Genomic DNA, 23,371 nt, shown 5'->3' with positions numbered 1-23,371 from the left:
CTGCGTTCGGCTGCGCAGCAGTCGTAAAACCTGAGTTTGCGGTCTTCCTGAAACACTGCATCGTCTGATTTCGCGACTGCTGCGCAGCCGAACGCAGGCTTCGCCAGCTGCTACAAAAATTGCGTTGCCGCATAAATTGCTTAACTGATCGGCATTAGGCATGACCACGGTCATTGCGCCCCGAACACCATCGTCCAATACACGCCTTTATCACTGCGTGCTTGCGCCGCATAACCTGCGCCGACTTGAGTAAACATCGGGTTCATCAGGTTCGCACAATGTCCGGGGCTGGCCAGCCATCCCGCCATGGCCTTGCTCGGTGAACTCTGGCCGGCGGCGATGTTTTCGCCGATCTGCCTTCCGCGAAAGCCTGCAGCCCTCGCTCGATCCGCTGGCATATCACCGTCGGGGTCCTGGTGTGCGAAGTAATTGCCGTAGGCCATGGCCTTGCTGTGCCCTTGTGCGGCGGCGCCGAGAGCGGGGTTCCAGCCAAGTGGTCGAGCGGCGGCGAAGCGCTGGCCGCCACACATCCGTGGTTTGGAGCGTGCTGCGTTGACCTGAGCCAACAATGCTTTGCTGACCGCTCGCGAATCGCCGATCTGACTGTCGAGCACTGGCCGCGCCAGCACCACTTGCCATTCGGTCCTGGAGCGACTGACGCCAATGTCGGCGTACTGGCCGTCCAGCAGCGCCCCGCAGTAATCGTCCTGCAGCATATCGAAGGCTTCATCGGCATCCTGTGCGCCGACCACCCGAATGCTGCGTACCGCCACCGCTGAATAGCCGGAATCTTTCAGCCGTTCGCGCAAACCGCCGCCATAGCCGATCGGCAGCGCCAGGCTGGAGTTCAGCGCCAGCGGTGCCAGACGCTGGGCCGGGCGTCTGTCGCAACGTTGCGGGTGGGCACGATAGTCGTTGATCGCCGCTACCAGTTGACGTTCGCCATTGGCATGAGCGGGGGCGGCGGATAGAGCAAGTACAGGCAAGAAACACAGCGAGGCGCAGCGCAAGGCGAGGACGGTCGGGTGCATGAGGCGGACAGCTCTGATAAGAGGAGGGTGGTAATGGGAATTCACGGCGGGAGTAAGACTGGGGTTTGCACACTAGGTTCAGGAGGGCGAGGGGCAAAAAGAGCGGCTTTGCCTACCGCATGTCGCAAATTGCTAAAAGTCCCGGTCCGGCGTTAAACATGTGGCGGCCGCGGTCGATAGCGTTTTCATAACGCCGACGTGGCAACAGAGGGCTTCACCGTGTCGATAAAACTCCGTTTACTCTTGTTGATTGGCACCAGTGTGCTCACCGCGCTCATCGTGAGCCTGGTCAGTTACGTGGGAAATACGCAGATGGCTGAAGCAGCGAATGAAAACGAGGTCAGCATGACCGCGCTGCGCAATCACCTCGAAGCCGACATGATGCATGACGCCCTGCGCGCCGACGTGCTGTCGGCGATATTGGTGGGCCTGGGCAAAAGCACTAGCAGCAAAGCCGAGGTGCACAGTTCCATCGAGGAACATGCCAAGCATTTTCGCGAAGTGCTGGGCGAAAACCTCAAGCTGCCGGTCAACGACACCCTCAATGTTGCACTGAACAAGGTCAAACCGAGCCTCGACACCTACATCAGCGCGGCCGAGCGCATCGTCGGCCTGGGGCTGGAAAATCCCGAAGCGGCGCAGAAAGAGTTGGGCGCCTTCAATACCGTGTTCAGCCAACTGGAAGACCAGATGGCGGCCCTCAGCGAGTTGATCGAAACCAACACGCAGCAGACCAGCCAAGGCACTGCGCAAGCCATCCAGAGCGCCAAATTCACCCTCGGCATCGTGCTGGTCGCCAGCCTGGTGTTGCTGCTCGTTCAGGGACGCTGGGTGATGCTGAGCATCATCGGGCCATTGCAGACCGCCAGCCGGATTGCCCAAAGCATCGCCCATGGCAATTTGAGCGAACCGATTGCCGAACCGACGCAAAAAGACGAAGCCAGCGCATTGATCCGCAGCCTGGCGACCATGCAGCGCGACTTGCGCGGCATGATCGAGGTGGTGCGCAGCAACGCTCACGGGGTGAGCGGCATGAGCGATCAATTGAGCAGCGGTTGCCATCAGGTCGCCGACAGCAGCCAGCAGCAAAGCGCCGCCGCCAGCACCATGGCCGCTGCCGCCAGTGAAATGACCGCGAGCATCGAGGAAATCACCCGCCACGCTGAACGTGCCCTGGACATGGCCAATCAAGCCGAGTCACTGGCCAAGGATGGCGGCCGGGTGATCCATCAGGTCGTCCAGGACATGGACGGTATTGCCCGTTCCGCGCAGCAGTCGGCTCAGGTGATCCGTACGCTGGACAAGGAGTCCGAAGGGATTTTCAACATCATTCAGGTGATCAAGGGCATCGCCGATCAGACCAACCTGCTCGCGTTGAACGCCGCCATCGAAGCCGCCCGTGCCGGCGAGCAGGGCCGTGGCTTTGCCGTGGTCGCCGATGAAGTGCGCAGCCTCGCTGGCCGCACCAGCGCCTCCACCCAGGAAATTGCCAGCATGGTCGCGCGTATCCAGCAAAGCACCCGCGAGGCGGTGACCAGCATGGAAGCCGGCGTGGCGCAGGTCGACAAAGGCATGGCCGTGACCGCCGACGTCGAGCGCGCGATTCGTCAAATCCTCGACGCGACGCTCAACACCACGCAACTGGTCAACGACATTACTCGCACCATCGGCGAGCAAAGCCTGGCCAGTAACGAAATCGCCCATCAGGTGGACATGATTGCCGGGATGTCGGAAGGCAACAGCAAGGTGATCGGGCGGACCGCGTCGACGACCGATGAGCTGTCGAGTCTGGCAGGCAAGCTGTCGCAGTCGGTGGATCGGTTTCGGCTCTGACGGATTTCAACGGCAGGCATCTGGCCCGCACGCCTTCCCGCTCCCACGCTGTTGCGTGGAAGCGGGGGAGAGGTTTTTAGATAAGTTCACCGCAGAAAATATCGTGATTGCCATCGGCCGGGCTATCGCGCACCACCAGCGAGTAATGGCCGGAACGCAGCGTGTCATAAGGCAGAGGCACAGTCTTCTGGAGATGGATTCCTTCTGTTTCGTTGAAGTTGTTAGTAATGACTCTGTTGAGTGAATAGGCCGGTTTCGGCTCATGCTTGGCACAGCTTCCCGAGTAGACATAGGTATACAAGTGCGCCGGAACCAAAGTGCCATCGGGTACACCACCCACGAACAATGAGAGCTCCGTTTCATTACTGTTCAAGGGGGTTAGAACGGCCTGAGCGATATGCCCGGCATTGTAAGTAGTTGCGTTCAAGGGAACGGCGTCGATCTGCTTCGGGGTTGCTACAGCCACGGAGATGCATCCTGCCGCTACCATCAACGCCAGCGAAGATACGATTTTCATCGTAGAACCTCCTGCCTTACAAAGGCGCGTTGAAGTGATTCCCCCTGTAAATTTTAGTCGTCTATACAAACCCAGGCTTTCTTCGGATAGTCGGTCTAATAGCGATTGGATATGTACCACGGTACTCGAACGGTCTTACGGGTTGCCTCTGATGTCTTAGAGCTGATGTCTTAGAGGTATTTATCCGTCACAGCCCCTTCCGAAGCACTCGACACGGTCTTCGCATACTTCGCCAACACCCCTCGCTTGTATTTGGATTCCGGCCGCACCCAACGGCTCTTACGCTCGGCCAACACTGCATCGGAAACATCCACTGTAATCTGCCGGGTTTCGGCGTCGATGGTGATTTTGTCGCCGTCTTCAATCAACGCAATCGGCCCGCCTTCAAAGGCTTCCGGCGTTATATGCCCCACAACAAAACCGTGCGAGCCGCCGGAGAATCGACCGTCAGTGATCAACGCGACATCTTTACCCAACCCCTTGCCCATGACTGCCGACGTCGGCGAGAGCATTTCGCGCATGCCCGGTCCACCCTTGGGCCCTTCATAGCGGATCACGATGACGTCGCCAGCCTTGACCTCGCCATTGAGAATCCCGGCTAGCGCACCTTCTTCACCGTGATAAACCCGGGCCGTGCCTTCAAAACGCAGGCCTTCCTTGCCCGTGATTTTGGCCACCGCGCCAGTGGGTGAGAGGTTGCCGTGCAGCACCACCAGATGTGAGTCCTTTTTGATCGGCTTGTCGAAGGGCAGGATCACGTCCTGGCCTTCGGGGTAATCGGGTACGTCTTTCAGGTTTTCAGCCAGGGTCTTGCCGGTGACCGTCAGCACGTCACCATGCAACATGCCGGCGTCGAGCATGCGTTTCATCAGCGGCTGGATGCCGCCAATGGCCACCAGTTCGCTCATCATGTATTTGCCGCTGGGGCGCAGGTCGGCGACGACAGGCGACACCTTGCCCAGCTCGACGAAGTCGTCCAGCGTCAAGTCGACATCCACGGCATTCGCCATGGCCAGCAAGTGCAGCACCGCGTTGGTCGAGCCGGCGAGGGCGATGACCACGCGAATTGCGTTTTCAAAGGCTTTGCGGGTCATGATGTCGCGCGGCTTGAGATCCAGCTTGAGCAATTCCATGACCTGCTGACCGGCGCGGAAACTGTCTGACGCCTTATCGCTGCCAACCGCGTCCTGAGAACTGGAACCGGGCAGGCTCATGCCCAACGCTTCAATGGCTGAGGCCATGGTGTTGGCCGTGTACATCCCGCCGCAGGAGCCGGGGCCGGGAATCGCCACTTCTTCGATCTGTTTGACCTGGATTTCGCTGATATCCCCCCGCGCATGCTGCCCCACGGCCTCGAACACGGAAATGATGTCGGTGTGGCCTGCGCCCGGGCGAATGGTGCCGCCGTACACAAAGATCGACGGGCGATTGAGCCGCGCCATCCCGATCAGGCAGCCCGGCATGTTCTTGTCACAACCGCCCACGGTCACCAGGCCGTCAAAGCCCTCGCAACCGACCACCACCTCAATCGAATCGGCGATCACCTCGCGCGACACCAGCGAATACTTCATGCCTTCGGTGCCGTTGGCGATGCCGTCGGAAATGGTGATGGTGTTGAAAATGACGCCTTTGGCGCCGGCCGCGTTGGCGCCTTTTTCGGCCTCAAGGGCGAGCTTGTCGATGTGCATGTTGCACGGCGTGACCATGGCCCAGGTGGACGCGATGCCGATCTGCGGCTTCTTGAAGTCTGCATCGGTGAAACCCACGGCGCGCAGCATGGCGCGTGCGGGCGCGGCTTCTACGCCGTCGATGACTTGAGAGGAGTATTTGCGCAGATCGTCTTTGTCGCTCATGACTTTTGCTCACATCAGCAGACCGTATCGGCAAGGATTGAAGTCTAGACCCGGGTGCCGCAAAAATCAGTTTGCCGATGCACACACCTCGCGAACACATTCGCGTAACCACCGATGCGCCGAGTCCGCATCCATGCGCGGGTGCCAGAGCATGGAGATCGTGATTGGTGGCGTCGGGATCGGCAGTAGAAAACTGTGGAGTCCGGCGCGCAGGTTTTGAGTATGTCGCTCAGGCACGGTCGCGATCAGGTCCGAGGCGCGGGCCAGTGCCAGTGCGGCAGAAAAACCGCCAACGATGGTGACGATGTCTCGCTCCAGTCCCAATGCTTTCAAGGCGTCATCCATCGGCCCGCTGTCCCGCCCGCGTCGCGAGACCAGGATGTGTCGGCCAGCGGCGTAACGGGCGGCTGTGATCTCGCCGTCGCTCAACCCGTGTCCAGCGCGCACCACACCGATAAAACGATCCTGAAACAACGCGCGGGTGCGCACTTCGGGGCTGGTGGTGTCGCCCACCACGCCGGTTTCCAGATCGACCGTTCCGTCACGCAGCAGTGCGCTGTCCTTGTTGAGTTTCTGCACGAACTTCAGGCGCACGCCGGGCGCTTCCGCGCTGAGGCGAGCAATGAGCGCCGGGCCGAAGTTTTCGACGAAGCCGTCGCTGGTGCGCAGGGTGAAGGTGCGAACCAAGTGCTGGAGGTCGAGTTGCTCGGCCGGGCGCAACACCGCTTCGGCGTGCTGGACCAATTGGCTCACTTGCTCGCGCAATTCAAGCGCTCGTGGGGTTGGCACCAGCCCACGGCCGGCGCGCACCAGCAACGGGTCGCCGGTGGTTTCACGCAAACGCGCCAGCGCCCGGCTCATCGCCGACGGGCTCAGGCGCAAGCGCTGGGCGGCGCGCGCCACGCTGCCTTCGGCGAGCAGGGCATCGAGGGTAATCAGCAAGTTCAGATCGGGTGTGGTCATGGCTGAACGTTAGCACGACTGTACGGTGACATGGCGTTGTGTGCATGTATCAAGTGCAAATGGTGCGTCTTCCGCCCTGTCCGCCGTGGGAATACGCTGAAAGCCAACCTTGCAGAAGCGGCCACCTCCATGAAAACCCTTACGCCATCCGCCCCGGTCCGTTGGGCGCTCGCCAGCCTTTCACTGTCGATGTTGATGCCTTCCCTCGATACCAGCATTGCCAATGCCGGATTGCCGACATTGGTTCAGGCCTTTGGCGCAGCGTTTGAAGACGTGCAGTGGATCGTCCTGGCTTATCTGCTGGCGATCACGACGTTGATCGTCAGCGTCGGACGACTTGGTGACCTGGTCGGTCGCAAACGCTTGTTGTTGAGCGGCATCGTCATTTTCACCCTGGCCTCACTCGCCTGTGGGCTCGCGCCTTCCTTGGGCTGGCTGGTCGCGGCCCGCGCCGTGCAAGGCCTCGGCGCGGCGATCATGTTGGCGCTGACTGTGGCGTTTGTCGGGGACACGGTGCCGAAGGCGCAGACCGGCAGCGCCATGGGCTTGCTTGGAACGATGTCGGCGATGGGCACCACGCTCGGTCCATCCCTGGGCGGTGTGTTGATGTCCGGTTTTGGTTGGCAGGCGATTTTTCTGGTCAACGTGCCGTTGGGCGTTCTGAACTTTGTGCTCGCGTATCGTTGCTTACCGGCGGATCGGCCAGTGGCTCGGCGGGGTGGATTCGATTTTCCGGGGATGCTGCTGTTGGCGCTGACGCTCGGTACGTATGCGTTGGCCATGACTTTGGGTCATTGGGGGTTGTTGCTGGTCGCGGGTGTCGGCGCCGGGACTTTCCTGTTTATAGAGGCGACGTCCAGATCGCCCTTGATCAGGTTGGCGCTATTGCGTGAACGTGGACTGAGTGCAAGCCTGGCGATGAGCGCGTTGGTGTCGACGGTGATGATGGCAACGCTGGTGGTCGGGCCGTTCTATCTCTCGGGTACGCTGGGGCTGAACGCGGCGCTGGTCGGGCTGATCTTGTCAGTCGGACCGCTGGTGGCGGCGCTGGCCGGCGTTCCAGCCGGTCGGCTGGTGGACCGTTTTGGCGCGCAGCGCATGACTGTGTTCGGGCTCTCCACCATGGCGCTCGGCGCTGGGGCGTTGTCGATCATGCCGGCGGGTTTCGGCATTCCCGGCTATATCGCGCCCATCGCGGTGATCACCGCCAGTTATGCGTTGTTTCAGGCGGCCAACAACACCTTGATCATGACGGGCGTCAGCGCGGATCAGCGGGGTGTGATCGCCGGATTGCTCAGCCTGTCGCGCAATCTGGGGCTGATCACCGGCGCCTCGGCGATGGGCGCGGTGTTTGCCGGCAATGGCATGCGGGTCACGTTTTTGGTTGCGGCAGGGTTGATCGTCCTGGCGTTGGCCATCGCGTTACGTGCCCAAAAACGCCAGCCCGCCGCCATCCCTTGTAGGAGCTGGCTTGCCAGCGAAAGCGGTGGATCAGTCGATATAAATGTTGACTGACATGCCGCTTTCGCGGGCAAGCCAGCTCCTACAGGGGACTATGCGGTGAGTCAGCCTTCGTCATCCTTATGCTCAATCGGCCGCAGTTTGAACCGGCAGACATTGCCGCCCCGGACCATGCATTCCGTATGGTCGACCTCACCACCGCCCAATGCACCAATCAAGGCCAGGTCCAGCTCGCACACCACCGGATGAGCGGCAGCGAGGCGGTGGAACACGCAGTTGTGCGCGACGATTTCCTTGTCGCCCGAGGAGCGAAAGATCACCTCGGCTTCGTACCCGGCCTGATTCATGTGCTGCACGATTTTGGCTTCGTCCACCACCTGTTGCTCACGGTCCAGCGCCAGTTTGCGGCCCATGCTGCGCATCAGCGACGCGAGCGCCTCGGGGCCGATGATGTCGGCCACTTCGTCGATCAGGACGCTGGCCAGCAGTTGATACTGGCGCGGAAACAGCTCCTTCGCATGCTCGGTGAGACGATACAGCTGCTCCGGACGCCGACCTGTCGGGCGCGTGTCCCCGCGCAGGACCAGGCCGGCACCCTCCAGCGCCGCCAAGTGCTGGCGAATCGCGGTGCGGGTGACGGCCAATTGCTCCGCCAGCTCGTCAATGCTCATGCCGTTCGCATGGTGCAGCAGCGCATTGAGCAAGTCCTGCTGGGTGCGGCCCAGTCCTTCAAGCATGACGTGTCCTCGCTCGGTTTCAGAATTTGTCCGGGAACTGTTTGACCAGTGCCGCCGTCAGTGCGTCGGCCAACGCCTGTATATGAACGCGCATCATGTGCCAGGTGCTGGCTTCGCCGGCATAGTCATGCGCGGCGATTTGATCGATCTGACTGACATGGTGTCCGCCGTGGGCTGACAGCATTGTGACCAATGTGCTTTCAGGCAAGTTGGGGTTGGCTTTGGCCAGGAAAGCCGCGATGGCCTTGGCATTGCTGGTCAATTCGGCAACGGCGGCCTGCTTGCCTTTCGCATCTTTGGCGACGGTGGCGTCGCTGTAGTGTTTCACCGCGGCCCAGTGACCGGCCAGCAGTTTGAGCAGCTGATCGGCGGCAGGCTGGCCGTAAAGCGGGGCGATGCTGTTGGCGATTTTGGTGGCGTTGTCGACGACCTGCTCAGCAGCGATTTTGGCTTGTGCCTTGTCGCCCGCCTGGTTGGCAATCACGTAGTCTCTGATCCAGAAAATATGCTCGACCCACAGGTCGCGCAACGCGAGGCGAGTGGTGAGGGCCGCGCTGTCGGCGGCGGGTGGTGTGGCGGGGGGAGTCTGGCTCCAGACGGGTTGAGCGCACAGAGCCAACAACAATAAAGCCAAGGTTTTGATATTCATCACGGCACCCTCTGTTCGTGGGATTGTTCGACAATATCAATTAAAGCATCAAAATATGTTTTTATTAGGCAGAAGTAAAACTTGCGGATCAACGGTCACGCCATCGATGTACCAGCGCAGCAGATGTGAAATCACCTCAACACAAAGTCCACCGGCGCCAGCACTGGAGGTAGCTGCGTTTCTCCCATCGCGGTCAAGATCTCCCGCTCGATGGTGCGCACGATCGCATCGAGCGGCAGATCGTTTTCGTCGCGACCAAAAGGGTCCTCCAGATCATCGCCAATCGCATCCAGGCCAAAAAAGGTGTAGCTGACAATCGCGGTGAAGATCGGTGTCATCCAGCCCAGGGGTTCGGCCATGGCGAAGGGCAGCAAGAAGCAGAAAAGGTAACTGGTGCGGTGCAGCAACAACGTGTAGGCAAACGGCAGCGGCGTGTGTTTGATCCGTTCGCAGGCGGCCTGTGCCTGGGTCAGGTGGGCCAGATGATTGGCCATGATCGTGTAACGCCATTCGTTGATCACCCCCGACTCGCTGAGCGCCGAACACTGCTGCCCGACCTGCAACAAAATGCTCCCGCTGAAGTCAGGCGCGTTGTCATTGGGGATCGGGTCGAGCCAGCGGCCACTCGCTGCCCGTTCGTTTTCCTGGCGCAGCTTGGCTTTCAGCGCATGGGCGAATCCGCACAAGTCACTCAAGATGGCGTTTCGCGTGTCGGCGTCCTTGATGATCGCGGTTTCGCGAATCATCGAACGAATCGCAACCATCACGTCGCCCCAGGCTTTGCGGCCTTCGTACCAGCGGTCGTAGCAGGCGTTGTTGCGAAAACTCATGAAGATCGACAGCGACAACCCCAGCAACGTAAACGGCGTTGCGCTGACTTTGGAAAAGTAGCTGGGGTGCATTGTTTCGATGAGCACAATAACCGAAGCCAGCAGCATGACCATCAGGCTGCGCAAGGCAATCCGTTTGGCAATCGAGCCCTTGATCGCGCTGAGGATATTGATGAAGTTCGGTTTGGGTCTGACGATCATGGAGTTCTGCCTTCAGGTATTTCGCGTCGCGCGCAGGCTAAGAGCAAGCAGGTGTGGAGTCCAATCACTCTCCGTTACCGTATGATCGATGCCGTCTATGAAGGGCCTCGTGATCATAATCCGTCGCCCAGTAATTTGAGGTATTCAGGGCTGTCGGAAAGGGAGTTATGACCCGCGTCCGGTATCACCTTCAGCGTGGCTACGCCGGGGGCGAAATGGGTGTAGAGCTGCTGCGTACTCGAACGCGGTATGACATCGTCATGCCCGGCGGCGATCAACAACGTCGGCACTGTGATGTGTGCCGCGTATCGCCACGATTCGTACCGATCCTGTAGCAGCCACTTCACCGGAAACAACGGGAAGCGCTGTTTGGCGAGGCTTTCCAGGCTGTTGTAAGGCGTGATCAGGATCAGCCGCGAGGCGGGGCGTTGGCTGGCCAGGCGCACGGCAACGCCCGAGCCCAGGCTGCGACCGACCACTGCAATATTCGGATGGCGGTTGTAGACCGTGTCAAACAAGGTCAGGGCATCGTGCGCAATCGCCTCTTCGGACGGCGAGCCGGTACTGCCGCCGTACCCTCGGTAGTGCATCAAGTACAGCGCATGCTCGGGAAACGCCTGGGAAAAATCGGCCAGGTTGCGAGAGACATCCTCGGCATTACCACCAAAGTAGATCAGCGCGTTCGGGCCGTCATGCGGCCTGACTGAAACCTGCACCTGCGCGTCCTCGACAGTCAGCGTCAGCAGCGAAGCGGGTGTTGCGATGGCACTGGGTTGCGGGAAGTAGATCAAGGCGCGCTGAAACACGAACAACGCCGCACATAGCGCTAGGTACAACGCGGCAATGATGACGATGGAAAACGCCAGGGTTCTGAACATTCGACTAACTTTAGTGGGCGACATTGACCGCTCTGGAGTTGAGGTCCGCTAACACGTAATCAGTGCCAGAGCTTAGTTCAACGGTAGCGGGGCACGCCGGTTTGGGCCACACAGGCAGATACGATGAGCCACACTGACGGATACACGCGTCGACAACTACTCACGCTGGCTGCCGGTGCTTCGGCGGTTTTCACCTTCGATCGGGCGTTGGCAACCTCTGCGCCGTCGACGGAAACAGGAGGCAAGACCATGCTGACTCGCGCCATTCCCTCCAGCAACGAGCCATTGCCCATCGTCGGGTTGGGCACGTATCGCGGTTTTGATGTCGAGCCTTCCAGCCCCGCCTACAAACAATTGCCAGAGGTACTCAGCGCCTTGTTCAAAAAGGGCGGGACCGTTATCGACAGCTCGCCCATGTATGGCCGCGCCGAACAGACCACCGGTGAGTTGCTGTCGATCCATGAGCCGCGCTCGCCGGCCTTTCTCGCCACCAAGGTGTGGACCAGCGGCCGCGAGGAGGGCATCGCGCAGATGGAGCAGTCCTTTCGCTTGCTGCAAACCGATCGCATCGACCTGATGCAGATCCACAACCTGCTGGACTGGCAAACCCATTTGCCGACGTTGCGCCATTGGAAGGAACAAGGGCGCATTCGCTACATCGGCATCACTCATTACACGGCATCGGCGTACGACGAAGTGGAAGCGCTGCTCAAGGCCGAACGGTTGGATTTTTTGCAGATCAACTATGCCCTGGACGATCGCGGTGTCGAGAAACGCATCCTGCCGCTGTGCCGCGAACGTGGCGTGGCAGTGATCTGCAACCGGCCCTTCGGTGGCGGTGGTTTGCTCGAACGATTGAAGGGCAAGCCACTGCCGGGATGGGCCGCGCAAGTGGGGGTCACCAGTTGGGCGCAACTGGCCTTGAAGTTCCTGTTGTCCCATTCTGCGGTGACTTGCGTGATCCCCGGCACCGGCAACCCGCGTTACATGGCGGACAATGCCGGCGCCGGTTTCGGGCCAATGCTCACGGGCGCGCAGCGTGAGCAATTGATCGATATCGTGCGTTAGGCGCGCGGGTAAAACCGTTGCGGGATGTCTTGCGCAAACGGGTAAAGCGGGAAGTAAGGCTGGGCTTCGTCGATCACCCGCTGCACGGATGGCCTGTTCATCAGCCTGTCGAAATAGGCGCTCAAGTGGCCGTATTCATCAGGAATCCGCTCAAGCGTACTGGCATAGAAAAGTGCCGGGGCCGCTGCGCAATCGGCCAGGCTGAAATCCGCGCTGGCCAGCCAGGTGCCGTTCGCCAGTTGGCGGTCGAGCATGCCGTAGACGGTCTGTAGCGTGGAGCGTTGCTGGGTTAGATTGCCGTTCGCACCGATGATGCGATCCAGGACAATTTGTTGCAGTGGGGTCTGAAGATAGTTGTCGCAGATCCGGTCCCACAGACGGACCTCCAACGCAGTGTCCCAATCGCCCGGAATCAACAGTTTTTGCCCGGCAAAATAGCGATCCAGGTATTCAATGATGATCGTGGACTCCGCCACGTCGAACTGACCGGTGTGATCGCGAATGACCGGGAATTTGCCGATCGGCCATAGCGCCTGCAATTCTGCTTTCTCTGCTGCATTGCCCAGATCAATGATCCGTTTTTCGAAGTCGACCGCGTGTTCATAGAGCGCGATCAGCACTTTGTGGCAGTACGACGACAGCGGATGGTAATAAAGCGTCAGTGACATTTTTCAGCTCCTGCGGGGAAGTGGCCTCCATCAGCATAGTCACCGTCCGCGAGGGTCAGATGGCGGTGCTAGACTTTTCAGGTTAGACCGATCAGCCCTCACCGGTGGTGTGAGGACGAGAAAGCTGGAGGTATGTCATGACTGCTCAATCGCTGGACAGGGAGCACATCAGCGTTGTCATTCGCAATTACGTAGAAGGGATGGTGTTCGCCGACGAAGTGCTGCTGCGGCATGCGTTTCATCCCGCTTGTCACATCATTGGCCACTACCATGGCGAGCTGGAATGGTCGTCGCTGGATGACTTTATCAGCGCTATCAAGGCCGAAGGGCCGGCGCCCAAAGAGGTCAAACCGTTCTGGGAAACGATCAGTGTCGATATCACGGGGGATGCCGCCGCCGTCAAAGTGATGGATGACTACATTGGCATGCGGTTCACGGATTATTTGTCGTTACTGAAAATCAACGAGCGCTGGATGATCGTTAACAAGCTGTATTACCTACACGAATAAAACTGCTGCCTGGGAACCAACGACTCCCAGGCAGGGTTTTTCGCTTAGCGGCGGTCCAGCCACACGGTCTGCGCATTGCAGAGCTCGCGAACCCCGAAGTGCGACAGCTCGCGGCCGAAACCGCTTTTCTTCACACCGCCGAAGGTCACGCGCGGGTCGGAAGCACTGTAGCCATTGATGAACACACCACCGGTTTCCAGTTCGCCGGCCATCTGTTGGGCGAGCGCGACATTGCCGGTAAAAATGGTTGCAGCCAAGCCGAACTCACTGTCATTCGCCAGTTCCAGTGCGTGCGCAGCGTCCCGCGCCGTGATGATCGACGCGACCGGGCCAAACAATTCTTGTTTGAACGACGTCATCTGATCGGTGACATCAGCGAACACGGTCGGCTCATAGTAGTTACCGGGGCCTTCAGCCTTCTTGCCACCCATCAACAACGTTGCGCCTTCCTCAAGGGTGTCACGCACTTGTTGATCCAGTTCGTCACGCAGGTCAAAACGGGCCATCGGGCCGATGTACGTGCCGGCGGCCAGTGGATCACCGACCACCAGTTTGCCCGTGGCTTCGACGAACTTGCGCGTGAATTCCTCGACAATGCCTTGCTCGACGATCAAGCGCTTGGCCGCCGCGCAGACTTGCCCGGTGTTCTGGTAGCGGCCGATGACGGCGGCTTTGACCGCTTCATCGAGGTCGGCATCGTTGAGCACGATAAAGGGATCGGAACCGCCCAGTTCCAGCACGCATTTCTTCAACGCCGCACCGGCCTGAGCGCCGATGGCCATGCCGGCGCGCACGCTGCCAGTGAGGGTCACTGCCGCGATACGAGGGTCGGCAATCGCCGTGGAAACGCCCTCCGGCGTGACGTTCAGCACTTCAAAAACACCTTGAGGGAAATCGGCATTCTTGAAGGCTTCCAGCAGTAGATAAGCACTGCCCATCACGTTGGGCGCATGTTTGAGCACGTAGGTATTGCCAGCGATCAACGCTGGAACAGCACCGCGCAGCACTTGCCAGATCGGGAAGTTCCACGGCATCACCGCCAGAATAGGTCCGAGCGGGCGGTATTCAATGCGCGCCTTACCGCCTTCAACCAGCGTCGGTTCGGCGTTGAGCATGGCCGGGCCGTGTTCGGCGTACCACTCGCAGAGCTGCGCACACTTTTCGATTTCGCCGCGGGCCTGGGTGATCGGCTTGCCCATTTCCAGGGTGATCATGTTGGCCATTTTGTCGGCACTGTCGCGCAGTGCCCGAGCGAGGGCGGTCAGCAACTGCGAGCGTTGCTCGACGGCTGTTTTGCGCCAGACGCGAAACCCGCCAGCGGCCCGCGACAGGGCGGCTTGCAGAGCCGATTCGGACTCGAAAGGGTAATGGCCTATCTGCTCGCCGGTGGCCGGGTTGATCGAAATCGCATGGGTAAGGCTGGAAACGCTGGTCATGGCACCGTCCTGCTGGGTGGGAATGCGATCAGGTTATGGTGGTGTTAATTTTCTGGAAACTGAATAATACTGAGCATAACGTTCACGTTTGGAGAATGATTTGGATCTGGTTCAGCTGGAAATTTTCAAGGCGGTTGCCGAGCACGGCAGCATCAGCGTCGCCGCGCAGCATATCCACCGGGTGCCCTCCAACCTGACGACGCGGATCAAGCAGCTGGAACTGGATCTGGGCGTGGACCTGTTTATCCGCGAGAAAAGCCGCCTGCGTTTGTCGCCAGCCGGCTGGAGTTTTCTCGACTATGCCCGGCGCATTCTCGACCTGGTTCAGGAAGCCCGCGCCACCGTGGCAGGGGAAGAGCCGCAAGGCGCGTTTCCCTTGGGTTCACTGGAAAGTACGGCGGCGGTGCGTATTCCCGAGCTGCTGGCAGCCTACAACCAGAAACACGCCAAGGTTGAACTGGACCTGTCCACCGGCCCTTCGGGGACCATGATCGACGGCGTGTTGTCTGGCCGCCTGGCCGCCGCATTTGTAGACGGACCGGTGCTGCACCCGGCACTGGAAGGCGTGCCGGCGTTTGAGGAAGAGATGGTGCTGATCGCACCGCTCAACCATTCGCCGATCCATCGCGCGCAGGATGTGAACGGCGAAAACATCTACGCCTTCCGCTCCAATTGCTCGTACCGGCACCACTTCGAGAGCTGGTTTACCAAGGACGCCGCGGTGCCTGGCAAGATCTTCGAAATGGAGTCCTATCACGGCATGCTGGCCTGCGTCAGCGCCGGTGCCGGCCTGGCGTTGATGCCGCGCAGCATGCTGGAAAGCATGCCGGGGTGCACCACGGTGAGTATCTGGCCGTTATCGGAGTCTTTCCGTTATTTGCGCACCTGGCTGGTGTGGCGCCGAGGCACGGTGTCCCAGAGCCTGACCATGTTTGTGCGCTTGCTGGAAGAGCGAGGCGTGGTGCAACCACAACCCTGAGTTCACCCCATAACCCTGTAGGAGCTGGCTTGCCAGCGAAAGCGGTGGGTCAGTCACATCGATGCTGGATGTGCCGCCGTCTTCGCTGGCAAGCCAGCTCCTACAGGGGACCGTGTTGGTCATGGGGTCGCCACCCCCTCGGCCTGGCCGGCAAACCATTGCATGATCAGCGCGCACGCCGGATGTGTCGCGGCCGAGGGTTGCAGGCATAGCGAATAGCATCCTCGGGTCTTCAAGGGATGACCAAACGGGACGATGAGCACACCACGCTCGATCGACTCCTCAGCCAGGGTCATGTCCGTCATTGCCACACCCAGACCACGCGCGGCGGCATCCAGCGCCAACTCATCGAGGTTGAAGGGGATGTGGCGGTAGTCCTCCAGCGACTGGCCACCATTGGCTGCCAGCCAGTCGATCCACGCCTGCTTGTCCGCCGAACGATGCAGCAGCGCGAAGCCGCTCAGGTCCTCCACCGAGACCAGTGGGCGGGTCGGACTGCCGAGACCGGGGGCGCACACCGGAATCAGCGCTTCCTCGAACAGGGTCAGGCAGGCGGGATCATTGGACGGCTCAGGCAGATAGAGGATGTAAGCGTCACTGTCGCTGGCCGGCTCGACAATCTCGGTGGCCACGGTCTCGATCGACAGGGAAATGTCCGGATGATGACGATAGAAGTCGCTCAGCTTCGGCAACAACCAGCGAACCGCCAGCGACACATGCATGCGTATGCGGAAGGGGCGTTTTTGCGGGGACAGTCGATCTTCGAGGGTTTTCAATTGCTCAAGGATAGTGCGCGCACTGCCCAGCACCAACTCACCCTCCGGCGTCAGGCGAAGGCTGCGACTGCTGCGCACAAACATCGGCACGCCAAAGTGGCTTTCCAATTGCTGGATTTGTCGGCTGACGGCGCTTTGGGTCAGGCACAGCGTTTGCGCCGCTTGCGTGAAGCTGCCGGCTTCAGCGACTTCCACCAAGGCTTGCAAGGCTTGGAGATTAGGTACGTGGCGAATTTTATCCATGCGTTTTCAGAATGGCTCAATGATTTTATAACGTTGGTTGTATCACCGAAGACCTAATAGATTCTAGCCCTGACGGCCACCATCAATCATCGTCTATGCGATTGCTGCATGCGAAGGCCGGAACGACAGTCAAGGCAGGTGATGCATGAAAAATGAATGTGGCTGGATCGCGCAAACCGAGAGTGTACCGGCGCGTGATCGTCTGAGCGGTTCGCAAAAAGCCGATTGGCTGGTGATCGGTGCCGGCATCACCGGCCTGAGTGCCGCCCATGCCCTCGCACAATTGCACCCTCAGGCGCGCATCGTGGTGGTCGACCGCCAGCGTGCGGCGCAAGGCGCCTCCGCGCGCAATTCCGGCTTTGTAGTGGCCCACGAACACCCAGGCAACGATGAGTTGATCGGCAGCGCCGGGTTCGCCGAATTTGACGTCGATACCACGATTTCACGCACCGCCAGCGCGGAAGTCCGCACGATGATTGCGCGTCACGGCATTGAGTGCGACTTCAAAGACTCCGGCTATTTCTTCGCCGTCAGCGATCCGGGCAAATTGACCCACGTCGAGGCCAAGCTGCAAACGCTGCGGGCACTCGGGGCTTCTGCGCAGTTTCTGGAAGGTGAACAACTGGCTCAAAAACTCGGCACCCGGCATTACCGCGCGGCAATCTGGTGCGGCAATGGCAACGCGCTGCTGCAACCGGCGAAGTACGTGAAAGGCTTGCTCGATGCGGTGCCCCAGACGGTCACGGTTTACGAAAACACCGACATCACCGGCCTCGAGCGTCTGGGTAAAGGAGGTCTGCGGGCCAACGGTGTCGAGGGCAGCATCGAGGCGAAACGGGTGTTGGTCTGCCTGAACGCCTTTGTGCCTCGTGCAGGCATCCAGGACAGCGGCACGTTTGCCATGGAACTCAGCGCCAGCCTCACGCGGCCGTTGAGTGACGCCGAGTTTCGCGAGATGGGCAACGTCGAACCTTGGGGCGTTTTGTCCACCCGTCCCCTGGGCGCCACAGTGCGGCTGACCCCGGATCGTCGGGTGATGATCCGCAACACGGCGGAATACCGTTCGCGGGATTTGTCTGCCAGTGAGCTGTCGATCCGCCGCCAACACCATGTGCTCGGCTTGCAACGACGTTTCCCCTGGCTGGGCGAGCAAGACATCCAATACACCTGGACCGGACACCTGAGCGCCTCGCGCTCCGGGCAACCGTATTTTTCACAGGTGCAAGAGGGCGTATTTGCCGTGGCCGGCTGCAATGGTTCCGGCGTGGCGCGCGGCACCCTGTGGGGGCGGTTGCTCGCCGAACTGGCGTCGGGCGTTGACTCGCCGATGCTCGATTCGGTGATGCGCAGGGCCCAACCCGGCTGGCTGCCGCCGCGCCCCTTGCTCGACATCGGTGCCATGCTGCGGATGCGCGTAGAGGCCATCCGGGCAAAGTCAGAAATCTAGAAATCCGCTTATCACAAAAGAACAAAAAGGTGATTGAACATGCGCGTTAACACTATGCCCTTGATGGTCCTGCTCACGACGTTTTCGGCAGCCACGTATGCCGACGAACAGGTCAATATTTCCAACTGGAACGGCTACATCGCCGACGACACCCTGGTCAACTTCACCAAGGAAACCGGGATCAAGGCCACTTACGATATTCACGACAGCAACGAAGTACTGGAATCCAAGTTGATGACCGGTAACACCGGTTATGACGTGGTCAGCCCGTCGAACCATTTCCTGTCCCGACTGATCAAGGCCGGGGCGATTCAGAAACTCGACAAAAGTCAGCTGCCAAACTGGAAGAACCTTGACCCTGCATTGATGAAAAAACTCGAGGTCAATGACCCCGGCAACCAGTACGGCTATCCGTATATGTGGGGCACCGCGGGTATTGGCTACAACGTCGAGAAAATCAAAGCGATCTTCGGCAACACCGACGTCACCCGTTCCTGGAACCTGTTTTTTGATGAAAACAACATCAAGAAGTTGAGTGAATGCGGGGTGGCGATTATCGATAACCCGACACAGATCCTGCCGATCACCCTCAATTACCTCGGTCTGCCGCCTCACAGTCACGACCCGGCGGATTACAAGAAAGCCGAGCAGGCCTTGCTGAAAATCAGGCCCTACGTGCAGTACTTTCATGCCTCCAAGTACATCAGCGACCTGGCGAATGGCAATGTCTGTGCGGTGATCGGTTTCAACGGCGATGTGGTGCAGGCCGCTGCCAGCGCCAAGGAAGCCAACAACGGCATCAACATCGCCTATTCGATTCCTGACGAAGGCTCGACGCTGTGGTTCGACATGGTGGTCCTGCCCAAGAGCGCACCCCACGAGAAGAATGGCTACACCTACATGAACTACCTGCTGAAGCCGCAAGTGATTGCCAACATCAGCAACAGCATTCATTACGCCAATCCCAACAGTGCCGCGGATGAGTACGTGGTGCCCGCCGTGAAGCAGGACCTGGCGATCTACCCGCCAAAAAGTGTGCTGGATAAGTTGTTCACCGTAGAGGAACTGCCCGCGGCCATTGCGCGGTTGAGTACCCGGTTGTGGACCAAGTTGAAGACCAATACCTGATGAACGTTGGGTCCCGTTGCCGGGACCCAAGGCATTACTTCAGAGCGCGCGTTTCGGCAGTTTCCAGTTCGGCCGGACGAAATGGCAGGTATAGCCATTGGGCACTTTTTCGAGGTAGTCCTGATGCTCCGGCTCTGCCTGCCAGAACGGGCCGGCGGGAACGATTTCCGTCACCACCTTGCCAGGCCACAGACCGGACGCATCGACGTCCGCCGCAGTGTCCTCGGCTACGTCGCGCTGTTCTTCGTTGAGATAGAAGATCGCCGAGCGGTAGCTGGCGCCAATGTCGTTGCCCTGACGATTGGCGGTCGAAGGGTCGTGAATCTGGAAGAAGAACTCCAGGATCTGGCGATAACTGATCACCGCCGGATTGAAGATGATCTCGATGGCTTCCGCATGGGTGCCATGGTTGCGGTAAGTGGCGTTGGGCACGTCTCCGCCCGAGTAACCGACCCGGGTAGACAGCACGCCGGGGATTTGTCTGATCAAATCCTGCATGCCCCAGAAGCAGCCACCGGCCAGGATCGCGGTTTCGGTTTGCGTGGTCATAGCTTTCACTCCTCAGTATTCATTGATTTGATCAGGTTGTTTCGCAGTTTTACGATTGCTTTCTGCATCTGCGTGAACTCGTCCGCCGTCAGGCCCGTTGCGCCGGCGAGGCCCGTTTCTGGGCGACCTTCGCGCAAGGCTTTGCCTTCTTTGGTCAGGTTGATGCGCACCTGACGCTCGTCCTCGGGATCGCGCTGGCGTTGCAGGTAGCCCATTGCTTCGAGCTTTTTCAGGATCGGCGTGAGCGTATTCGACTCAAGAAACAGCTTTTCGCCCAGGCTGCCGACGGTCTGATTATCTTCCTCCCACAACGCCACGATGGTGATGTATTGCGTGTAGGTCAGGCCGAGCTTTTCGAGGATCGGCTTGTACGCCTTGCCGAAGGCGAGGTTGGTGGAATAGACCGCAAAACACAGAAAGTCAGAGAGCTTGTGGCTCGCGGGTGCCGCTGGGTCGGTGGGTTTCATCTGTCACCTCATTCGTCAAAGACTGCTGTCGCGCAGGGCTGAAATATACCTCGTGTGCGATGGTGTCGTAAGAGCGATAAATCCAAAGTTGATCAGCGGCAGGTGGCGGGCTCGTCGAACAGCTCGAACCCGCCGCGCCGGACATCACGCCGTGAGCACGTTCAAGTCCACGTCGATGTTGCCTCGAGTTGCTTTCGAGTACGGGCAGATTTGGTCAGCGGTGTGGGCCAGCGTTCTCGCGATGTCGTCCGCCAGGCCTGGCACGCGCAGCGTCAATCGCGCCTGGAGGAAGTAATCCTGACCGGTCTGACCGACATCGACTTCGATGTCGACGGACAAATCCGCCGGCAGCACCACGTTCATGTCATTGGCCACCAGCCCGACGGCGGCGGTGTAGCAGGCCGACCAGGCACCGGCGAAGAGTTGCTCGGCAGTCGGGTGCGGCTGGGTCGCGGCGAACACATGCGAAGGCGTGGTGTTGCCGGGCGACGAGAGCGCGATATCAAGGCTGCCGTTATGGCCGCGCGAAGTGTGGCCGGTGCTGCTGGCGGTGGTGTGGGTTTTGCCGGTGGCCAGGACTTTTTCAATCTTGCTCATGATGATTCCCTAAGAGCTTGGTGATTTGTGTTTCGCATGCGTTTATATCGCATGCGATATATATGGGGTTTTTAGAAGCCAATGACTGGCTCGGTTACACGGTTCTTCAAGCCGTGAGGACGTTAATGGCCACGTCGATGTTACCGCGCGTTGCTTTCGAGTACGGGCAGATCTGATCAGCGTCGTGTGCCAGTTTCGTCGCGACCTCGTGCGACAGGCCAGGTGCGCGCAGCGTCAGTCGAGCCTGAAGGAAGTAGGCCTCGCCGGTCTGGCCCAGGTCGACTTCGATGTCCACCGCCACATCAGAGGGCAGTTCGACGTTCATTTGCTTGGCGGCGAGGCCGACGGCGGCGATGTAGCAGGCCGACCAGGCACCGGCGAACAACTGCTCGGCTTTAGGGTGTGGCTGAGTGGCTTCGAACACATGCACAGGGGCTGCGCTGCCGGGTGAAGAGAGCTGAATGTCGACGGTGCCGTTATGGCCGCGCGACGTGACGCCAGCGGCGCTCATTTTGGTGTGGGTCTTGCCGGAGGCCAGGACTTTTTCGATCTTGCTCATGGGATGAATCCTCAACGTTGCAGTAGGTTTGATTTCTATATCGCATACGTTTGTATCGCATGCGATGGATTAATATTCCCGCAGACCCCTTTCGGTGTCAAGGGGGAGCAGGGCGCCTTCGCGACGAGTGGTCAAAAACGAAAAAGCCCGCTTTACGCGGGCTTCGGATTTCGAGTAGGTGGCCAGTGCTGGTTTCTGGCTTACAAGGTTTATCAGGACTCTGACAGAACAGTGTTATGTACTTCTGCTTCACACGGCGTAAGGGCTGGATCTCAGCGCGGAGATCTTTCTAACCGTGTACCCTTCGGGACGTGCCCCACGTCTCCTTGCTATCCGCTTGCGCATCAGTCTGCGTCTTCACCTACACCTTGAGAATAGCAAAGCATGCGCGGTGTAAAGCGCGCTTTTTAGACCGATTCCATCCTTTTAAAAGCGCCGCAGGACGGAAAAATACTATCGGTACAGCCTGCCTCAAAAGACAGGCTGTCACAGGGGCGGATCAAACCAGATTGATCTCGACATCGATGTTGCCGCGGGTCGCCTTGGAATACGGGCAGGTTTGGTGGGCGGCGTCCACGACGGCCCGGGCGACCGCCGGATCGAGGCCCGGAAGGCTGACATTGAGGCGTGCCTGGAGGAAAAAAGCGTTGTCGGTCTTGCCCAGATCGATTTCGGTTTCCACGGCAACGTCGCTCGGCAGAGTCACCTTCAACGCAACCGCCGCTTTGCCCATTGCGCCGATAAAACAGGCCGACCAACCTGCCGCCAGCAGCTGTTCCGGATTGGTGCCGCTGCCAGACGAGCCGGGTGGGGACAGCTTGATGTCCAGACGTCCGTCCGAACTTTTCGACTGACCGTCACGGCCGCCGGTGGTGTGGGTTTTCCCGGTGTACAGCACAGTATCGTTTTGATTGATCATGGCAGGTTCCTGCTAAGGGTAGGGGCTTCATCATTCAAGTCGCAGGGTTCTGGGAAGCCCTTGCGACGAAGCCCACTTTTGCACCCTCATGTCGTGCGTGTGTGTCTTGAACCGGCCGTTGTGTAACGCTGTGTAAGATCCGCGCCGAACATACAGTTCGATACAAATCTGCGCGTCGCAGCGCATCTGATAGCGAGCGGGGGAAGTGATTGATGACGTGGAACGAAATCAATCAAGCAAACAAACGATTACCGGGAAAGCGAGTTCTTTTTCATGAAGATCAAGAACGTCTTTCCCGGTAATCCGTGAAGCGCTTTTTATGAGTGAGTCAGGTTTGACTTCACCTTATTAGTAGAACCGATCAATCACCCGAACTTCGTTCTGGTTCTGCAACGATGCCCACGCCTGTTTCAGCGTTTGCAGAACATTACCGATGAAGTCCTTGTCGGCTGCGGCTTTCTTGCCGACATAGCCCTGGCCGCGACGGTACATCTTCAGTCGGGCGAGCAGGTTCTGGTTGTTCTGGTCGAACTCCGCTTCATGAGCGTGAGGCGACAGGCAGTCGATATGAACCTGGCCCGATTTGCTGATCCACAGAATGTGGCTGTCGAGGCTGTCTTTTTGCGCCGCGAACATACGAGCCAGTTCATCGATAGTAGGTTGATTGTTCAGATTCATAATATGCCCCTTGACCATTTGGTAATTTTTTTAAGTTGAGTCGCTAATACAAGTAGCCCATCGGTTAGTTGATCCCTGGCACCGAAACCAGGACGTCAGCGGTCGGCCGTCGAATTCAACGGGGTCCCGCGTCTGTTGCATGTAGTCGTGTTGAATAACTGCTACGCGTTAGCGTCACAACGAAGAGAAGCAGCGATAACCTTCTGGCCACTGCCGACTTTTGAGGGTCGGCCACAAGCTTCATGAGGATTGATCGCCAGCGCTTCTCGTCCTTGTACTGGACGTTCGGGCCAGGTCAGCTTCTTCAATCTGCCTTGTGGGCAGCGTGTATCCGGGAAAAACAGCTCGGCGGTCAGACGAGCTTGCTCAAACATGTTGCGGTACTCCCGATCGGG

25 protein-coding genes and 1 pseudogene are annotated in these 23,371 nt (G+C 59.2%); 8 read left to right on the top strand and 18 right to left on the bottom strand.

The window, feature by feature from the left end; all coding sequences use genetic code 11:
• Positions 1-170: 170 nt before the first annotated feature.
• The gene (locus KGB06_RS00880) at positions 171-1,031 is read right to left on the bottom strand and encodes a CAP domain-containing protein (protein ID WP_223511260.1); all 861 of its coding nucleotides are present in this window, start codon (positions 1,029-1,031) and stop codon (positions 171-173) included.
• A gap of 198 nt (positions 1,032-1,229) precedes the next feature.
• Between KGB06_RS00880 and KGB06_RS30035 the strand changes: the two are divergent.
• Both KGB06_RS30035 and KGB06_RS30030 read left to right on the top strand, forming a co-directional pair.
• Positions 1,230-2,006: pseudogene (locus KGB06_RS30035) on the top strand (MCP four helix bundle domain-containing protein); the annotation flags it as partial.
• On the top strand, positions 2,001-2,864 hold the full coding sequence (locus KGB06_RS30030; protein WP_411741825.1) for a methyl-accepting chemotaxis protein: 864 nt from the start codon (positions 2,001-2,003) through the stop codon (positions 2,862-2,864). The pseudogene KGB06_RS30035 and the gene KGB06_RS30030, both read left to right, overlap by 6 nt.
• Before the next feature lie 76 nt (positions 2,865-2,940).
• Here the strand turns inward: KGB06_RS30030 and KGB06_RS00870 are convergent, their stop codons facing one another.
• From KGB06_RS00870 to KGB06_RS00860, 3 genes are all read right to left on the bottom strand, one after another.
• The gene (locus tag KGB06_RS00870) at positions 2,941-3,381 is read right to left on the bottom strand and encodes a hypothetical protein (protein ID WP_223511258.1); all 441 of its coding nucleotides are present in this window, start codon (positions 3,379-3,381) and stop codon (positions 2,941-2,943) included.
• A gap of 170 nt (positions 3,382-3,551) precedes the next feature.
• Positions 3,552-5,234, bottom strand: coding sequence for a dihydroxy-acid dehydratase (gene ilvD / locus KGB06_RS00865; protein ID WP_223511257.1), 1,683 nt, complete (start codon positions 5,232-5,234; stop codon positions 3,552-3,554).
• A 66-nt stretch (positions 5,235-5,300) separates the two neighbouring features.
• The gene (locus KGB06_RS00860) at positions 5,301-6,197 is read right to left on the bottom strand and encodes a LysR family transcriptional regulator (protein WP_223511256.1); all 897 of its coding nucleotides are present in this window, start codon (positions 6,195-6,197) and stop codon (positions 5,301-5,303) included.
• Positions 6,198-6,326: 129 nt separating this feature from the next.
• Between KGB06_RS00860 and KGB06_RS00855 the strand changes: the two genes are divergently transcribed.
• Positions 6,327-7,712 (top strand): MFS transporter, encoded by a 1,386-nt coding sequence (locus KGB06_RS00855; RefSeq protein ID WP_223511255.1) that lies wholly within the window; start codon positions 6,327-6,329, stop codon positions 7,710-7,712.
• Positions 7,713-7,762: 50 nt separating this feature from the next.
• Here KGB06_RS00855 and KGB06_RS00850 read toward each other — a convergent pair whose 3' ends face one another.
• The 4 genes from KGB06_RS00850 to KGB06_RS00835 form a co-directional block, all read right to left on the bottom strand.
• Positions 7,763-8,395: a helix-turn-helix transcriptional regulator gene (locus KGB06_RS00850; protein ID WP_223511253.1), complete on the bottom strand. Its 633-nt coding sequence runs from the start codon at positions 8,393-8,395 to the stop codon at positions 7,763-7,765.
• 19 nt (positions 8,396-8,414) lie between these two features.
• Entirely contained in the window at positions 8,415-9,044 is a 630-nt protein-coding gene (locus tag KGB06_RS00845; RefSeq protein WP_223511252.1) for a hypothetical protein, read from the bottom strand.
• 131 nt (positions 9,045-9,175) lie between these two features.
• Complete coding sequence (locus KGB06_RS00840) at positions 9,176-10,075, bottom strand: bestrophin family protein (protein ID WP_223511250.1); 900 nt, start codon at positions 10,073-10,075, stop codon at positions 9,176-9,178.
• Between the two features lie 113 nt (positions 10,076-10,188).
• Positions 10,189-10,977 carry an alpha/beta hydrolase gene (locus tag KGB06_RS00835; protein ID WP_223511248.1) on the bottom strand — a complete coding sequence of 263 codons (789 nt, stop codon included), beginning with the start codon at positions 10,975-10,977 and terminating at the stop codon, positions 10,189-10,191.
• Positions 10,978-11,076: 99 nt separating this feature from the next.
• Between KGB06_RS00835 and KGB06_RS00830 the strand changes: the two genes are divergently transcribed.
• Entirely contained in the window at positions 11,077-12,021 is a 945-nt protein-coding gene (locus KGB06_RS00830) for an aldo/keto reductase (RefSeq protein ID WP_223511247.1), read from the top strand.
• Here the strand turns inward: KGB06_RS00830 and KGB06_RS00825 are convergent.
• A complete protein-coding gene (locus KGB06_RS00825) occupies positions 12,018-12,689 on the bottom strand; it encodes a glutathione S-transferase family protein (protein ID WP_223511246.1) in 672 nt (223 codons plus the stop codon). The two genes, KGB06_RS00830 and KGB06_RS00825, sit on opposite strands and share 4 nt — an antisense overlap.
• A gap of 137 nt (positions 12,690-12,826) precedes the next feature.
• Here KGB06_RS00825 and KGB06_RS00820 point away from each other — a divergent pair, with 137 nt between their 5' ends.
• A complete protein-coding gene (locus KGB06_RS00820) occupies positions 12,827-13,198 on the top strand; it encodes a nuclear transport factor 2 family protein (protein WP_223511245.1) in 372 nt (123 codons plus the stop codon).
• Between the two features lie 44 nt (positions 13,199-13,242).
• On the opposite strand, the gene KGB06_RS00815 is transcribed toward KGB06_RS00820, so the two are convergent.
• Complete coding sequence (locus tag KGB06_RS00815; protein ID WP_223511244.1) at positions 13,243-14,634, bottom strand: aldehyde dehydrogenase family protein; 1,392 nt, start codon at positions 14,632-14,634, stop codon at positions 13,243-13,245.
• A 100-nt stretch (positions 14,635-14,734) separates the two neighbouring features.
• On the opposite strand from KGB06_RS00815, the gene ptrR reads away from it, so the two are divergent.
• Positions 14,735-15,613 carry a putrescine utilization regulator PtrR gene (ptrR, locus tag KGB06_RS00810; protein ID WP_223511243.1) on the top strand — a complete coding sequence of 293 codons (879 nt, stop codon included), beginning with the start codon at positions 14,735-14,737 and terminating at the stop codon, positions 15,611-15,613.
• Positions 15,614-15,732: 119 nt separating this feature from the next.
• Here the strand turns inward: ptrR and KGB06_RS00805 are convergent, their stop codons facing one another.
• Entirely contained in the window at positions 15,733-16,632 is a 900-nt protein-coding gene (locus KGB06_RS00805; RefSeq protein ID WP_223511242.1) for a LysR family transcriptional regulator, read from the bottom strand.
• A 145-nt stretch (positions 16,633-16,777) separates the two neighbouring features.
• On the opposite strand from KGB06_RS00805, the gene KGB06_RS00800 reads away from it, so the two are divergent.
• Together KGB06_RS00800 and KGB06_RS00795 are read left to right on the top strand one after the other, a co-directional pair.
• Positions 16,778-18,079 (top strand): NAD(P)/FAD-dependent oxidoreductase, encoded by a 1,302-nt coding sequence (locus KGB06_RS00800; protein ID WP_223511241.1) that lies wholly within the window; start codon positions 16,778-16,780, stop codon positions 18,077-18,079.
• Positions 18,080-18,118: 39 nt separating this feature from the next.
• Entirely contained in the window at positions 18,119-19,207 is a 1,089-nt protein-coding gene (locus tag KGB06_RS00795) for a polyamine ABC transporter substrate-binding protein (RefSeq protein WP_223511239.1), read from the top strand.
• 39 nt (positions 19,208-19,246) lie between these two features.
• On the opposite strand, the gene msrA is transcribed toward KGB06_RS00795, so the two are convergent.
• From msrA to KGB06_RS00760, 7 genes are all read right to left on the bottom strand, one after another.
• Positions 19,247-19,756, bottom strand: coding sequence for a peptide-methionine (S)-S-oxide reductase MsrA (gene msrA, locus KGB06_RS00790; protein ID WP_223511238.1), 510 nt, complete (start codon positions 19,754-19,756; stop codon positions 19,247-19,249).
• Between the two features lie 5 nt (positions 19,757-19,761).
• Positions 19,762-20,223 (bottom strand): MarR family winged helix-turn-helix transcriptional regulator, encoded by a 462-nt coding sequence (locus KGB06_RS00785; RefSeq protein ID WP_223511237.1) that lies wholly within the window; start codon positions 20,221-20,223, stop codon positions 19,762-19,764.
• Between the two features lie 144 nt (positions 20,224-20,367).
• Positions 20,368-20,820 (bottom strand): Ohr family peroxiredoxin, encoded by a 453-nt coding sequence (locus KGB06_RS00780; RefSeq protein WP_223511236.1) that lies wholly within the window; start codon positions 20,818-20,820, stop codon positions 20,368-20,370.
• A gap of 106 nt (positions 20,821-20,926) precedes the next feature.
• Positions 20,927-21,379 carry an Ohr family peroxiredoxin gene (locus KGB06_RS00775; RefSeq protein ID WP_223511235.1) on the bottom strand — a complete coding sequence of 151 codons (453 nt, stop codon included), beginning with the start codon at positions 21,377-21,379 and terminating at the stop codon, positions 20,927-20,929.
• Positions 21,380-21,878: 499 nt separating this feature from the next.
• Complete coding sequence (locus KGB06_RS00770) at positions 21,879-22,298, bottom strand: organic hydroperoxide resistance protein (RefSeq protein ID WP_223511234.1); 420 nt, start codon at positions 22,296-22,298, stop codon at positions 21,879-21,881.
• 348 nt (positions 22,299-22,646) lie between these two features.
• On the bottom strand, positions 22,647-22,976 hold the full coding sequence (locus KGB06_RS00765) for a hypothetical protein (protein WP_007946256.1): 330 nt from the start codon (positions 22,974-22,976) through the stop codon (positions 22,647-22,649).
• Positions 22,977-23,137: 161 nt separating this feature from the next.
• Positions 23,138-23,350, bottom strand: coding sequence for a hypothetical protein (locus tag KGB06_RS00760; RefSeq protein WP_223511233.1), 213 nt, complete (start codon positions 23,348-23,350; stop codon positions 23,138-23,140).
• Positions 23,351-23,371 lie beyond the last annotated feature (21 nt).

It is taken from the genome of Pseudomonas sp. GL-B-19 (assembly GCF_019956415.1).
Lineage (GTDB): Bacteria > Pseudomonadota > Gammaproteobacteria > Pseudomonadales > Pseudomonadaceae > Aquipseudomonas.
This window is presented reverse-complemented; position numbering and strand designations above follow the sequence as displayed.